Below are 13,314 nucleotides of genomic sequence, written 5' to 3' on the forward strand. Positions count from 1 at the left end.
GATCGGACACACCCGACTTCAGGCCCTATTCTGGGCTGTCGCTCCGGGGCAACTTGTCTAACTTACCCACCCAGCCAGTCGCTGTCAAATCGGCCAAACCGGGCAATTTCCGGCATGCAAAGCACACCAAAACGCTCAGAAAAACACGACTCAACCAGCAACACACACTCGATGGGAGGCTTACCATCCTAGCCCAACTTCAACGCACTTGAAACAAGCACTCTCAGCTGATCCGGCTACGATTTGGTCCCACATGAGGCCGAAAAGCACTGCGGCTTTTCGCACCTTTGGGGTACGTATAGATACATTACGGCCACCACACCCACCCGTCAAAACGCACCCCACCCGGGCGTGTCGCACCGGTCCGCACCTACCGGGCCCACCCTATGAACACGGGCCCAGTTCATAAACTGGGCCCACGGACGGGGCCCGGGCCCCGTCCGCAATNTCATAAACTGGGCCCACGGACGGGGCCCGGGCCCCGTCCGCAATACGGGCAGGGGCTAGTAGCGGTAGTGGTCCACCTTGTAGGGGCCCTCGGCGGGAACGCCGATATAGGCGGACTGCTCGGGAGTCAGCACGGTCAGCTCCACGCCGAGGGCGTCGAGGTGCAGGCGTGCCACCTTCTCGTCCAGCAGCTTGGGCAGCACGTACACGCCCACCGGGTACTTCTCCGGCGAGACGTAGAGCTCGATCTGCGCGAGCACCTGGTTGGTGAAGGAGTTACTCATCACAAACGAGGGGTGGCCGGTGGCGTTGCCAAGGTTCATCAGGCGCCCCTCCGACAGAATGAGCACACTGCGTCCGCTCGGGAGGCGCCATTCGTCGACCTGCGGCTTGATCTGCACCTTGACGGCACCCGGCAGCGACTCGAGCGTGGCCATGTCGATCTCGTTGTCGAAGTGTCCAACGTTGGCGACGATGGCGAGGTGCTTCATGCGCAGCATGTGGTCGACGCCGATGACGTTGACGTTTCCGGTGCCACTGACGAAGATGTCGACCTGCTCGACAACGGACTCGAGGCGAGCCACCTGAAAACCGTCCATCGCGGCCTGCAGCGCATTGATCGGATCGATCTCGCTCACGATCACGCGGGCGCCCTGGCCGCGCAGAGCTTCGGCGGCGCCCTTGCCGACATCACCATATCCGGCGACGAAGACGACCTTGCCGCCGATCAGCACGTCGGTGGCGCGGTTGAGGCCGTCGGGCAGTGAGTGACGAATGCCGTATTTGTTGTCGAACTTGCTCTTGGTGACCGAGTCGTTCACGTTGATGGCCGGAAAGAGCAGTTCCTTGCTCGCGGCGAGCTCGTAGAGGCGGTGCACACCGGTGGTCGTTTCTTCAGTGACGCCCATGAGGTCGGCGGCGACCAGGGTCCAGCGGTCGCTCGACTCCGCCAGGGACTTACGGAGGGCGGCGAGAATGACGCCGTATTCGTGGCTGTCACCGGCAGCATCCGCTGGTACGGCACCTGCCAACTCGAATTCGCGGCCCTTGTGCACGAGCATGGTGGCATCGCCACCGTCGTCGAGGATCATGTTCGGGCCGGTCCAGCTGGCTCCGGCGCTAGCCGCCTCGGCACTCCAGTCGAAGATCTGCGCGGTGCACCACCAGTAGTCCTCGAGGGTTTCGCCCTTCCAGGCGAACACGGGAACGCCGGCGGGGGCATCCGTTGTGCCGGTGGGGCCAACCGCGATCGCGGCGGCGGCATCGTCTTGCGTGGAGAAAATGTTGCAGCTGGCCCAGCGCACCTGGGCGCCGAGGGCCACGAGGGTCTCGATCAGCACGGCGGTTTGCACGGTCATGTGCAGGGATCCGGCGATGCGGGCGCCAAGAAGCGGCTTGGTCTCACCGAATTCGGTGCGGAGGGCCATGAGGCCGGGCATCTCGTTCTCGGCCAGGCGCAGCTGGTGGCGCCCAGCCTCCGCGAGCGACAGATCGGCAATTTTGTAGGTGAAGGTGGAGGGCACGGTGGGTGCGGCGACAGTCATGGCACTATCTTGCCATTTCAGCCTGAATGAACTCGACATTCTTACGCTCGTTGTGCGCGTAATCGCTCGCGCTGGCCGCTACGCTCGCGCTGCCACTTCGCTGCGGCTTTCCTCGTGCTGGCCGCGGTCCGTTGGCAGAGCGGATGCCGCGGCCCGGCGCCGCGCGCCCGCTGCGGCCAGCGCCATCACGAGGAACGCCACGAGCGCGGCGGCCGCTCCGGCCCAGATCGGCGCCGTGTAGCCGAGGCCGGAGGCGATGAGGCTGCCGCCCGCTCCGGCACCGAGCGCGTTACCGAGGTTGAACGCCGCGATGTTGGCGCCGGAAGCCAGCGTGGTGGCGCCGTTTGCGTAGCGCATCACCCGCATTTGTAGGCCGGGAACGACGCCGAAGCCGAATCCGCCCATCAAAATGAGCGAGACCACGGTCGCGATCGGGTTGGCAGCGGTGAGCGCAAAAAACACGAGCACGAGGGTCAGGGCGCCGAGGAAGGCGAGCAGGCTCGCGTCGAGGTTGCGGTCGGCGAGTTTGCCGCCGAGCGCGTTGCCAGCGAAGAGTCCGACGCCGAACACGACGAGCAGCCACGGCACCATGCTCGCCGCGAAGCCGGTCACCTCGGTGAGGGTGAACGCGATATAGGTGAAGGCTCCGAACATACCGCCGAAGCCGAGCACGGTGACCGCGATCGACAGCCACACCTGCGGCGACCGGAAGGCGCGCAGCTCCTGGCGCAGGCTCGCGGTGCCGGCGCGCGGCGGCGCCATGGCCGGCAGCAGAAAGACCAGACCAAGCAGGGCGACGACGCCGATCGCAGTGATCGCCCAGAAGGTGGAGCGCCAGCCGAAGGCCTGGCCGAGCAGGGTACCGAACGGCACGCCGAGCACATTGGCGGCGGTGAGCCCGGTGAACATGATCGCGATCGCGCCGGCCTTCTTGTTCTCGGGAACGAGGCTGGCCGCGACGACGGCGCCGATTCCGAAGAAGGCACCGTGGCAGAGGGCGGCGATGATGCGGCCGCTGAGCATGATTGCGTAGGTGGGGGCGATGGCCGAGAGCAGGTTGCCGACGATGAAGAGCACCATGAGCGCCACGAGTACGCGTTTGCGGGAGAACCGATTGACCGCGGCGGTGAGGCCGAGCGCGCCGACGACCACGCTGAGCGCGTAGCCGGAGATGAGCCAGCCCGCCACGGCCGGGGTCACCGCGAAGTCGGCGGCAACTTCGGGCAGCAGGCCCATGATGACGAATTCGGTGAGGCCGATTCCGAAGCCACCGAGGGCGAGGGCGATCAGGCTGATGGGCATGGCGAAACTCCTTGAACGAGACGGATGAGCGCCAACTCTGGCGGGACACAGATTGACCACCTACGCTGATACTTGCACGCGCTGGTAGTTGTAGCCAACACTTGTTGCAGGCGCGCTATAAATACTTGCACACGCTAGCTATCCGCGCAAGCAACCATCGTGAACACCGGAGGATCCATGGGCATTGCAGACGACGCCGTCGAGGTGCGCGCCCAGGGCTGGCGTACCCTGGCATCCCTGCACGCGGCCATTGACACCGAACTCGAGCGAGCGCTCCAGGGCGCGGTCGAACTGTCGGTCGTGGAGTACACCGTGCTCGACGCGCTCGGCCGCCAACACGGCTGGCACATGCGCATGCAGCAACTCGCCGGCGCGACCGCCCTGTCGAGCAGCGCGACCACCCGCCTGGTCAACCGCCTCGAAGAGCGGATGCTGCTCACCCGCGTTCTCTGCGCCGACGACCGGCGCGGCATCTACACCGAACTCACCGCGGCCGGGCACGCCCTGCACGATCGGGCCCGCCCGGTGCACGATGCGGCACTCGAGCGGGCGCTGGCATCCGCTCGGCTGGCGCCGGAACTGGCCGGTCTCGTCGACGCGATCGCCGGCTAGCCCGGTCCGAACGGCTCGGCACGTCGCACTATGCGGCGCTCAAGCGGGCGCTGGCATCCGCTCGGCTGGCACCGGCACTGGCCGGTCTCGTCAAAGCCATCGCCGCCTAGCCTGGTCCGAACGGTTCAGCAGCGTTCCCCCCGGGCCGCGTCAGCGCGTTGGTCGGAGGCCGGGTCCTGCCACCGATGCTAGCGGGGAGAGTCGGGGTCGTCGGCCACGAAGCGGTGCCTCATGAGCTGCCAGCCCTGGGGAGCGCTCGTGCGCTCGGCGTGACGCGAGCACAGGTCAAAACTGTGCGGTTCCTTGCGACCGGACAGCGGGCCGAGCACAGCCAGGGACTCCCCGTAGTCAAAGGTGAGCGTGGCCACCGAGGGTTCGAGGCAGGCAACGCGAGAACACGGGCGGAATGTCATTGCTTATAAGGGTAGCCGCTACAGGGCCGCCGTAGGATGGCAGCATGTCCCGATCCCGTCGATCCGCTTCGCCCGAACCGACCGTGCGCGGCCGTGGGCGTGACCGGCACGGCCGCGGCATCCGCAGTTCGGCGACCGGCCCCTTTCTGCCGCCGCTGCGCACCCGCATCGACCTGTTCGACATGACGATCGCCTCGACGATCGAGTATTTGCGCGGCGTCTGGCCCGAAGAATTGGGCAAGTCGGTTTTTGAGGTGGCCGCCGGACCGCCCTCGGTCATCCCCGGTGTCGGGGTGGAGCGCTGGATGGTCACGCCGGAGACGAATCGCGTGGTGTTCTACCGCCTGCCGATTCAGCGGCTGTCGCGCCTGCACGAGAACGACGAGATGCACCAGCGCATGATGATCGAGACCTGCGTGTTTCGCGGCGTCGCCGAACTCCTCGGCAAAGACCCCTGGGATCTCGCGCCGGATCGCTTCCGCCACTTCTAGACCGCCGGGCGTGCTTCCGGCGAGCGCCGCCACAGAGAAGCGTCGGCCACGGGGCGTCGCGGCATGTGTTTGAGAAGTTGGCACGTGTTCAAACCAGTGCCAACTTCCCCAATACGTGCCACGCGCAGAATGCGGGCGGGGCGGGCATTCGCAGGGCGGCAACCCCGCGATCCCTTTCTGCGACTGGGATCGCGGCGCTATTAGCGCGCGCGCTTGTCTGAACGTTTGCTGAATTGAGTAACAGAACGGTAACGGATTGGGGTAATTCCAAACCATTTCGGGGGTGGAACCGAACACCATGCAGACCCCAACACCACCTGCTCGAACTACAGAAAAGGATTTATCCCATGCGTACATTTACCAAGGCCACCATCGGTTTCGCATCTGCTGGAATTCTCATCGCCGGCCTCGCCGGCTGCTCGACGACCGGCACCACGACCACCCCGGCGCCCGCCGCCAGCTCGTCCAGCTCGGCCGAAGCCACCCCGACGCCGCTCGCCTCGATCCCCAGCCTCTCCGGTGTTGACACCGCGGTGCTACTCGACGCCAACTTCGCCGCTGCCCTGACGAGCCTCGGCCTCACCGCCGGAACCGTCGGAACGGCCACCCTCGAAGACGGCAGCCTGCACTTCCCGATCACCGGCGGCAACGTGGACTACTACGACCCGGCCGCAAGCTACCGCCCGTTCGTTCAGGGTTCCATTCAGCACGAGGGTTCCGGCTTCTCGCTGACCGCCGGCGACACCGTCGTCGAGCTGACCAACTTCACCATCGACCCGGGCACCTCGGAGCTCTTCGGTGACGTCTCGGTCAACGGCGCATCCGCCGCGACCCAGGCCCTGCTCTTCAACCTCTACGGCGGAACCCTGGAGCCCCTCAAGATGGACGGCGACAACGCCATCCTGACCGGCACCACGGTGCACATCTCCTCCGTCGCCGCCGGCCTGCTGAACGACACGTTCAAGACCGACGCCGTCGCTGACCAGCTGCTCGTTGGTATCGCGACGATCACCGCCGCCACCAAGTAGCTCTTCACAAGAGAGTCAGCGTCACAGCAAAAATCGGGGCTCGCCACACGGCGGGCCTCGATTTTTGCGTGCCCGGGCGGTGTCTCGCACCTGACGTGCGCGCGCGGCGGGCTCGTGGCACGTTTTGGAGAAGTTGGCACGTGTTCAAACCAGTGCCAACTTCTCAAACGCGTGCCACGGCAGGATTAGGCGGCGGAACTGCGCGGCGGCATCCGCGCGGCGCGTCAAACGGATGCCGCCGCCCGGCTGCGCAGGTCGTCGCGCACGGTCACGGCGAGGTCGGGGTGGTCGACGAAGACCCCGTCGATGCCGCTGCCCATGACCGCTGCGAACTCGCCGCGCCAGTGGCCGAAATCGGCGGCCTGTTCACCGCGGCGATGCGGCTCAGTGAGGAAGGCGTTCTCGGGGCGCAGGGTCCAGCAGAGGATGTCCAACCCGGCCGCGTGGGCGTCCGCGACGAGAGACGAGACGACCAACTCGCCGGCGGCATCCGCCTGGATGATCAGGGATTTGTCAACGCTGATGCCGTCAACGCTGAGAGCGGCGAGGCCGCTGTCGGTGAGATAGTCCGAGTAGTACGGGGCTGCGGCGCCGAGCTCGATGATTTTGTCGAGCGGCTGTCCGGTCGGGGCGATGAGAAACACGCTTTGAGCGCTGATGCCCCGGGCAGCGAGCTGCTCGAGCACGGTCGGTTCGAAGCTCTCGATGATGAGGCGCTCGTCGTCGTTGCTCCAGCCGGCCGCGCGCACCTCAGCGGCGAACAATTCGTCGAGCGGCAGGCCGATCGACTCGAAATAGGCGGCGTTCTTGATTTCCGCGACCATGCCGAGGGTGCGCCGATAGGTGTTCGAGGCCTCGTCGATGAGGTGAAACAGGTCGCTCAGCCGAAGGATCGGATACTGGTCGTCGTGCACGGCGCTCGTCGGCCGCAAGTGGGCCAGGCGTTCCCGGGCGCGCAGCGTGGCGAGTTCGGCCCAGGTGAAGTCCTCGGTGAACCAGCCGGTGAGGGTGTGGTCGGCGAATTCCTTGGTCGTGCGGCGGCCGGCGAATTCGGTGCGGGAGGCGACATCCGTTGTGGCGGAGATGTCGTTCTCGTGGCGCAGCACCAATATGCCGTCGCGGGTGGCGACAATGTCGGGCTCGACGGCGTCGGCGCCGAGCTCGAACGCGAGGTCGTAGGCGGAACGAGTGTGTTCGGGGCGGTAGCCGCTGGCTCCGCGGTGACCGATGACAAGAGGGGGCATCTGCACACCGTAACGGTGCTGGGTGACGTCGAGAGCCGCTCAGGTGAACACCCGCTGAAGTTTCGACGCGGTGCAGGCGAACGCCTCGCGAAGAGTGGGCTTAAACAGACCAATTGGCCGATCAGCGCCACGGGCGCTCCCTAACCTGACAGAGTCTGCTGCTTGGCCGACGGTATTTTTCAGGGAGATTTCCGCGTATGCCCACCATCGAGGACCTGCACCGCAGTACCGATTCAGCGGTGGCGGAATCGGTTCCGACCGGCGTTGTGTCGCCCGTGCCGCCTCGTATATTCACCCCGCGAAAAAAGAAGAAGCCGTGGAAGTCGTGGCTGTTGTTTCTGCTGTTCGCTGGGCCGAACGTGGCGCTGCTCATCGTCTTCACCTACAAGCCGCTGTTGCAGTCGCTCTACTACTCCACACTGCAGTGGAACCTCGGCTCGGCATCGGCGATTCCGGTGGGCCTCGGTAACTATGTGACCTGGTTCAACGATCCCGGCACCGTTCGCGTCGTCACGGTCACCCTGATCTTCACGATCGCGACCGTCGGCGGCGGCATGGTGATCGGGCTGTTGTTCGCTGTGCTTCTGAATCGCAAGCTGCACGGTCGCGGCGCGGCCCGCACCATTGTGGTCGCACCGTATGTGCTCTCCGGGGTGGCGGTCGGGCTGCTCTGGCTGTTCGTGTTCGACCCGAACTTCGGTATCACCGCGGCGCTGCTGGACGCGATCGGCGTGGCCTCACCGCCCTGGTACAACGATCCGCACTGGGCGCTGGTCATGGTCATCATCGTCTACCTCTGGAAGAACGTCGGCTACGTAGCCCTCATCTACCTGGCGGCGTTGCAGTCGGTGCCGCGCGACCTGCTCGAGGCTGCCTCGCTCGACGGTGCCTCGCCGGTGCGCGCGTTTCACAACATCGTGCTGCCGCTGCTCGGCCCGACGACCTTCTTTCTGTCGATCACCACTCTGCTGAGCTCTCTGCAGTCGTTCGACATCATTCAGGCGATGACCAAGGGCGGACCGCTCGAGGGCACCACCACGATGATGTACCAGATTTACCAGGAGGGCTTTCAGGCCGGTCGGGCGGGGTATTCTTCCGCCGTCGCGACAATTCTGTTCGCCGTGCTGCTCGTGGTCACGCTGATTCAAATGAAGTACGTCGAGAAACGAGTGCACTACTGATGGCCACGCCTAGCCTTTCAACGACCGCGGCCGCACCGCGTCGCCGCAAGCCGCTGCAGCTCGGCGGCTACCTCGGCCTCGTGCTGGCCATCGCGATCATGATCCTGCCGCTGGTCTGGATGTTCCTGGCCGGGTTCAAGGAACGCGACGAGATCTACACCGTGCCGATCCAGTGGCTGCCTGAAGCCTATGACCTCTCGAACTATGCGGCCGCCCTGGCCGCCGTGCCGTTTGGAAATTTCTTTCTCAACAGCACCATCACCACCGTGATCGGCGCCGGCCTCAAGATGCTGCTCGGCCTGACCACCGCCTACGCGGTCGTCTTTCTGGAGTTTCCGTTCAAGAAATTCGTCTTCGGGCTGGTCATCTTTGCCCTGCTGGTTCCGCAGCAGATCGTTATGATCCCGAACTTTACCCTCGTGGCCTCGCTCGGCTGGATCAACACCTACCAGGGCATCATCGTTCCGGGGTTGGCCAGCGCGTTTGGCACCTTTCTGTTTCGTCAGCATTTTCTGACCCTGCCGATCAGTATTCTCGAAGCCGCAGCCCTCGACGGTGCGAGCCACTGGATGCGCCTCTGGCGGTTCATCGTGCCGATCAGCGCGCCGACCATCGCCGCGGTCGCCCTGGTCTCGATCGTCTCCGAGTGGAACGAATACCTCTGGCCGCTGCTCGTCGTCGACCGCTCCGACATGATGACGCTGCCGGTGGGCCTGACCCTGCTGCAGAACAACGACGGCGTCACCAACTGGGGCGTGCTGATGGCCGGCACAGTGCTGGTCACCGTGCCCGTGCTGATCGCGTTCTTTGCGCTGCAGAAACGCATCATCGCCGGACTGACCGCCGGTGGCGTGACCGGCTGATCTGCGGGCATCCGTTTTATTGAAGCGGATGCCACCCCCCTCTTTTTCGCTTGTGCCCACCCCCTACAAGGAGAGTTCTATGACCGCGACACCCACGTTCACCATCAACCGCCGGCAGATTCTGAAGCTCGCCGCGGTATTCGGTGCCACCGCCACCCTCGCCGCGTGCAGCGGGCCCTCGCTCGGAGCGGGTGCCGGCGCCGCTGACGCACCGGTCACGGACTGGACGGGAGTCATTCCGGCCAAGGAGATCACCTGGTGGAGCAACCACCCGGGAACCTCGAAGCTGATCGAGGAAGAGATCATCAAGCGCTTCCAGGCCGAGAACCCCGAGATCACGGTGAACCTGGTCACGGCCGGCGCCAACTATGACGAGATCGCGCAGAAGTTCCAGGCGGCATCGGGCACCAACAGCGTGCCCGACCTCGTGCTGGCGAGCGACGTGTGGTGGTTCCGGTACATGATCAACGGCCAGATTCTGCCGCTGGACGACCTCGCCAAGCACCTCGAGTTCGACACCGCCGACTTCAACACGACGCTGTACGACGACTACACCTTCACCGGCAACCACTGGGCTATCCCCTACGCCCGCTCCACCCCGCTGTTCTACTACAACAAGGCAGTCTGGGCGAAGGCCGGCCTGCCCGACCGGGCACCGAAGACCTGGGCCGAATTTGATGAGTGGGCACCGAAGATTGCGGCCGACGGCGGCGTGATGCCGCTCGGACTCGGCAAGGGCGCATCCTGGGCGGCCTGGTGGTTCTGCAACATGCTGTGGGGCCAGGGCGGCGCCTACTCCGACGAGTGGACGATGACTCTCGATACTCCCGAAGCGATCGCAGCGGCGGACTACCTGCAGTCCCTGATCTACGACCGCAAGATCGCTACCGTGGCCGCGGTCGACCAGGTCGCCGACTTCGGTGCTGGCCTGACCGGCTGCATCATGGGCTCGACCGGCTCGCTGACCGGCATTCTGAAGGCCGCAACCTTTGACGTCGGTACCGGTTTTCTGCCGGAAGGCCCGAAAGGGCAGGCCTGCCCGACCGGCGGAACCGGCGTCGCGATCGCCTCCGACCGCACGCCGGAACAGCAGCTGGCCGCCGGCATGTTCCTGAAGTTTCTGACGAACTCCGAGAACACCGCGTACTTCTCCTCGAACACGGGCTACATGCCGGTGCGCACCTCGGCCCGCGATGGCGAGACCATGACCAAGGTCTACGCCGAGTTCCCGCAGTTTCGTACCGCCGTCGACCAGCTCGAGACGACTCGCTCGCAGGACTGGGGCCGCGTCTTCGTGCCGAACGGCGACAAGGAGCTCACCACCGCGCTCGAGAAGATCATGCTGCAGCAGGCCGCCCCGGCCGAGGCCTTCGCCGTTGCGAGCACGGCGATCGCGACCTCGTTCGACGAGAACGTGAGCGCGTACCTGTAACTCCGGGTGCAGGAGAGCGGGCTCGCCGGTTGGCGGGCCCGCTTTTGCGTCTGCCGGGGCGGCATCGGCTTGCCAGGTAGCGACTCGTGGCGAGCGCCCGATGATAGGCGGGCGAGCCGCTTTTCACGAAGCGCACCGTACGATCGCGGCGAAACTCTTTGCGCGCGAGCGATCCTGCTCACAGCTTTGGGTAGGCGGTCGGCAGGGCAAGGCCGCGCTCGGTGAGCACGGCGCGCAGCCGGGTCGGATAGTCGGTGATGATGCCGTCGACCCCCAGGTCGATGAGGGTGTGCATGAGCGCGGTCTCGCTGACCGTCCACGGGATCACGGGCAGTCCGGCGGCGTGCGCCGCGGCGACGAGCTCGGGCGTGACCGTCTCAAAGATCGGCGAGAGCGCGTCATACCCCTGCGCGGCAGCGGCCCGGGCGACGGATCCGTCGTAGTCGTCAATGTCGATGCCGCCCAGGTGCACACTCGCGCCGGGCCGGCCGACTCCGAGCCAGTCCTCGTCCTGGGCGAGGGCGACGAGTCGCAGCTTAGGGGCGATTTCACGCACGAGGTTGAGGGACGCCCAGTCGAAACTCTGCACCGTCACACGATCGGCGCGGCCCGACGCTTCGATCGATGCGACGACGGCGCGAGTGAGCGCCTTCATTTCGTCTGCGCCCGCCGGGCCGGGGGTCTCGATCTTCGTCTCGATGTTGAGCTGCACGGTGTCGGCCTGGTGAACGTCGACGAGCGCGAACACGTCGGCGAGTTCGGCAATGGTGTTTCCCGGCACATTCTGCTGCTCCGGATAGCCCGGAAGCTGCTGGTAGCCGCAATCCAGCGTCTGGATCTGTTCCAGGGTCAGCTCGCGCACCCGGCTGCCGGCGTAGGGAAATTGCGGGTCGCCGCGGAAGGCGGCATCCGTGTCCCGGCACTTGGTCGCGGTGAGCACATCGTCGTGCCAGACCACGACGGCGTCGTCGCGGGTGAGATTGGTGTCGAGTTCGAGGGTGCTGACGCCCAGCTCCAGCGAGGCGGCAAAGGCGGCGAGGCTCTCTTCGGAATGTTCGCCGCGGCCGCCACGATGGGATTGCAGGTCGAACTCGGCGAGTTGTGTCGCGCGGGGTGTCTGCGCGGCGGGCGCCGGCTCCCCCTGCGCGGCCACCACGGCACCGCCGACCAGGACCGTGCTGAGGGCGGCAGCCGCCGCGATGATCACAATCTTGCGCATGCGGCACTCTTTCGTGGATCGAAGCACGCCGAGAGGCGTGCATCTGCCCACGTTAAGGAGGCGAGGTGGCCGGCATCCGCTTCGCAGCCATCAGGCGCATGAACTCTGTGTTAACACGTTGACTGCGTTACGCGCGACGAGCGGTCAGGCGGGGCGACAGCATCTGCTTGAGCGCACCGGGGCCGGCGCGGCGCAGCGAGACGGCCACGATCACGATCACCGCGACCGCGATCGACACCTGGGTGAGCTGCGGGTTCGGCAGGAGCAACCGCAGGGTGAGCGCCATCGGCACGAGCAGCCATTCCCAGCGGCCGCTGAGCGCCACGAACGGCAGCAGTAGCAGCGCATACCAGGGGTAGCGGGGGCTGAGCACGAGCAGGGTCGCGCCGATCATCACGAGCTGACCGACCCAGGGCTGGGTCTGGTCGGTTTTGATGATGACGAGAACGGCCACGATCGCCAGAATAATGCCCGCCACGATCACAGCGGATGCCCCCGGCGCGACCAGAGACACCAGCGCGAACCGCGAGCCGTCCTGGTAGCCCTCTTCGGTGAGGTAGCCGGGCAGGTAGCCGAGCACCCCGATTCCGGTGGCGAGCACATAGGGCACGTACAGCAGAGCGAAACTCAGAACAGATGCCGCCACCATGCGCCACCCGCCCCTTTTCAGCAGCGCCGGTGCCGCCAGCACAGGAATGAGTTTGGTGCCGATTGCGATTCCGAGCATGATGCCGCCGCGCCAGACTTTTTTGCTCGAGACCAGGAACACGGCCGCGACCACGAAAATGACGCCGAGCATGTCCACGTGCGAGTTGGTGATGGCTTCGGTCGCCACGAGCGGACACCAGGCCCAAAGGGCCGCGTTTCTCTCGTTCAGGCCGCGGCGGCGCATGCCGTCGAGGAGCAGGACGGTCGTTCCGAGGCTCAGCAGCAACCCGGCGAGCTGCAGCGGCCAATATTCCGGCCCTGGTCCGGTGAGAAAGCGCACACCGGCGAAAAAAATCTCGCTGGCCGGCGGATAGATCGTGGGTACGGCCGTACGGTTCAGGGCCGAGCACAGCAGGTCGCCATCGGTCGTGCGGGCGCGCACAATGCGTTCACCGACGCAGACTTCTGCGCCGACGGCGTTGGTCTGGGGTGCGGGGAAGAGCCAATCTGGTCTCAGGGAATCGAGGCGGGCCTCGGCTGGCGTGAAAGCGTAGGGGCTGATGCCGTTGGTTTGTACGATGCCGTCCCAGGCGTAACGGGCCGAGTCGGTGCTCGTGTTGGGTGGGCCGACCATGGCTGCGCCGCCGATCAGAGCGGAACCGGCGAGGATCAGCGCAACGACCGCTTTGCCCCGGACACGGCGCAACAGCCACCAGGCCAGGCCGAAGAGCAGCCAGAGCGCGCTCGTGACCAGCACGAGCTGCACCTCGTCGCGGTCGGGGTTGAACAGGTCGAACGTGAGCACGCCGAACGCGGTGAGGGCAGCGCTGGCCACCAGCAGGGCAGCGATGATCGTTATGCGCACGGTTCAGTCTGTCTCATGGGTCGTG

The 13,314-nt window shown here is 65.7% G+C and carries 12 protein-coding genes; 6 read left to right on the plus strand and 6 right to left on the minus strand.

Going from position 1 to position 13,314, the window contains the following annotated elements; translation table 11 throughout:
- Positions 1 to 503: 503 nt before the first annotated feature.
- Both ahcY and E3T35_RS13940 read right to left on the minus strand, forming a co-directional pair.
- Entirely contained in the window at positions 504 to 1,991 is a 1,488-nt protein-coding gene (gene ahcY, locus E3T35_RS13935; RefSeq protein WP_134379669.1) for an adenosylhomocysteinase, read from the minus strand.
- A gap of 78 nt (positions 1,992 to 2,069) precedes the next feature.
- On the minus strand, positions 2,070 to 3,293 hold the full coding sequence (locus tag E3T35_RS13940) for an MFS transporter (RefSeq protein WP_134379671.1): 1,224 nt from the start codon (positions 3,291 to 3,293) through the stop codon (positions 2,070 to 2,072).
- 177 nt (positions 3,294 to 3,470) lie between these two features.
- Here E3T35_RS13940 and E3T35_RS13945 point away from each other — a divergent pair, with 177 nt between their 5' ends.
- Entirely contained in the window at positions 3,471 to 3,905 is a 435-nt protein-coding gene (locus tag E3T35_RS13945) for a MarR family winged helix-turn-helix transcriptional regulator (protein ID WP_092341993.1), read from the plus strand.
- 188 nt (positions 3,906 to 4,093) lie between these two features.
- Here the strand turns inward: E3T35_RS13945 and E3T35_RS13950 are convergent, their stop codons facing one another.
- Entirely contained in the window at positions 4,094 to 4,318 is a 225-nt protein-coding gene (locus tag E3T35_RS13950; protein WP_134343700.1) for a DUF3499 family protein, read from the minus strand.
- Positions 4,319 to 4,362: 44 nt separating this feature from the next.
- On the opposite strand from E3T35_RS13950, the gene E3T35_RS13955 reads away from it, so the two are divergent.
- The gene (locus E3T35_RS13955) at positions 4,363 to 4,809 is read left to right on the plus strand and encodes a metallopeptidase family protein (RefSeq protein WP_092341995.1); all 447 of its coding nucleotides are present in this window, start codon (positions 4,363 to 4,365) and stop codon (positions 4,807 to 4,809) included.
- A gap of 347 nt (positions 4,810 to 5,156) precedes the next feature.
- On the plus strand, positions 5,157 to 5,837 hold the full coding sequence (locus tag E3T35_RS13960; RefSeq protein ID WP_134379673.1) for a hypothetical protein: 681 nt from the start codon (positions 5,157 to 5,159) through the stop codon (positions 5,835 to 5,837).
- 224 nt (positions 5,838 to 6,061) lie between these two features.
- Here the strand turns inward: E3T35_RS13960 and E3T35_RS13965 are convergent, their stop codons facing one another.
- Entirely contained in the window at positions 6,062 to 7,081 is a 1,020-nt protein-coding gene (locus tag E3T35_RS13965) for a glycerophosphodiester phosphodiesterase family protein (protein WP_104088451.1), read from the minus strand.
- Between the two features lie 197 nt (positions 7,082 to 7,278).
- Between E3T35_RS13965 and E3T35_RS13970 the strand changes: the two genes are divergently transcribed.
- From E3T35_RS13970 to E3T35_RS13980, 3 genes are all read left to right on the plus strand, one after another.
- Positions 7,279 to 8,262, plus strand: coding sequence for a carbohydrate ABC transporter permease (locus tag E3T35_RS13970; RefSeq protein WP_134379675.1), 984 nt, complete (start codon positions 7,279 to 7,281; stop codon positions 8,260 to 8,262).
- The gene (locus tag E3T35_RS13975) at positions 8,262 to 9,125 is read left to right on the plus strand and encodes a carbohydrate ABC transporter permease (protein ID WP_134343704.1); all 864 of its coding nucleotides are present in this window, start codon (positions 8,262 to 8,264) and stop codon (positions 9,123 to 9,125) included. The genes E3T35_RS13970 and E3T35_RS13975 overlap by 1 nt, the downstream gene beginning before the upstream one ends.
- A gap of 79 nt (positions 9,126 to 9,204) precedes the next feature.
- Positions 9,205 to 10,557, plus strand: coding sequence for an ABC transporter substrate-binding protein (locus E3T35_RS13980; protein WP_092342000.1), 1,353 nt, complete (start codon positions 9,205 to 9,207; stop codon positions 10,555 to 10,557).
- Positions 10,558 to 10,735: 178 nt separating this feature from the next.
- Here the strand turns inward: E3T35_RS13980 and E3T35_RS13985 are convergent, their stop codons facing one another.
- Entirely contained in the window at positions 10,736 to 11,776 is a 1,041-nt protein-coding gene (locus tag E3T35_RS13985) for a glycerophosphodiester phosphodiesterase family protein (protein ID WP_134379677.1), read from the minus strand.
- Positions 11,777 to 11,903: 127 nt separating this feature from the next.
- The gene (locus E3T35_RS13990; protein ID WP_241988865.1) at positions 11,904 to 13,289 is read right to left on the minus strand and encodes a glycosyltransferase family 87 protein; all 1,386 of its coding nucleotides are present in this window, start codon (positions 13,287 to 13,289) and stop codon (positions 11,904 to 11,906) included.
- Positions 13,290 to 13,314 lie beyond the last annotated feature (25 nt).

It is taken from the genome of Cryobacterium sp. TMT1-2-2, assembly GCF_004403505.1.
Taxonomy (GTDB): domain Bacteria; phylum Actinomycetota; class Actinomycetes; order Actinomycetales; family Microbacteriaceae; genus Cryobacterium; species Cryobacterium flavum.

Bases quoted from the DNA above. Each gene is read 5' to 3' on its own strand.
- ahcY (WP_134379669.1), bottom strand. From the start codon at position 1,991: ATGACTGTCGCCGCACCCACCGTGCCCTCCACCTTCACCTACAAAATT.
- E3T35_RS13940 (WP_134379671.1), bottom strand. From the start codon at position 3,293: ATGCCCATCAGCCTGATCGCCCTCGCCCTCGGTGGCTTCGGAATCGGC.
- E3T35_RS13945 (WP_092341993.1), top strand. From the start codon at position 3,471: ATGGGCATTGCAGACGACGCCGTCGAGGTGCGCGCCCAGGGCTGGCGT.
- E3T35_RS13950 (WP_134343700.1), bottom strand. From the start codon at position 4,318: ATGACATTCCGCCCGTGTTCTCGCGTTGCCTGCCTCGAACCCTCGGTG.
- E3T35_RS13955 (WP_092341995.1), top strand. From the start codon at position 4,363: ATGTCCCGATCCCGTCGATCCGCTTCGCCCGAACCGACCGTGCGCGGC.
- E3T35_RS13960 (WP_134379673.1), top strand. From the start codon at position 5,157: ATGCGTACATTTACCAAGGCCACCATCGGTTTCGCATCTGCTGGAATT.
- E3T35_RS13965 (WP_104088451.1), bottom strand. From the start codon at position 7,081: ATGCCCCCTCTTGTCATCGGTCACCGCGGAGCCAGCGGCTACCGCCCC.
- E3T35_RS13970 (WP_134379675.1), top strand. From the start codon at position 7,279: ATGCCCACCATCGAGGACCTGCACCGCAGTACCGATTCAGCGGTGGCG.
- E3T35_RS13975 (WP_134343704.1), top strand. From the start codon at position 8,262: ATGGCCACGCCTAGCCTTTCAACGACCGCGGCCGCACCGCGTCGCCGC.
- E3T35_RS13980 (WP_092342000.1), top strand. From the start codon at position 9,205: ATGACCGCGACACCCACGTTCACCATCAACCGCCGGCAGATTCTGAAG.
- E3T35_RS13985 (WP_134379677.1), bottom strand. From the start codon at position 11,776: ATGCGCAAGATTGTGATCATCGCGGCGGCTGCCGCCCTCAGCACGGTC.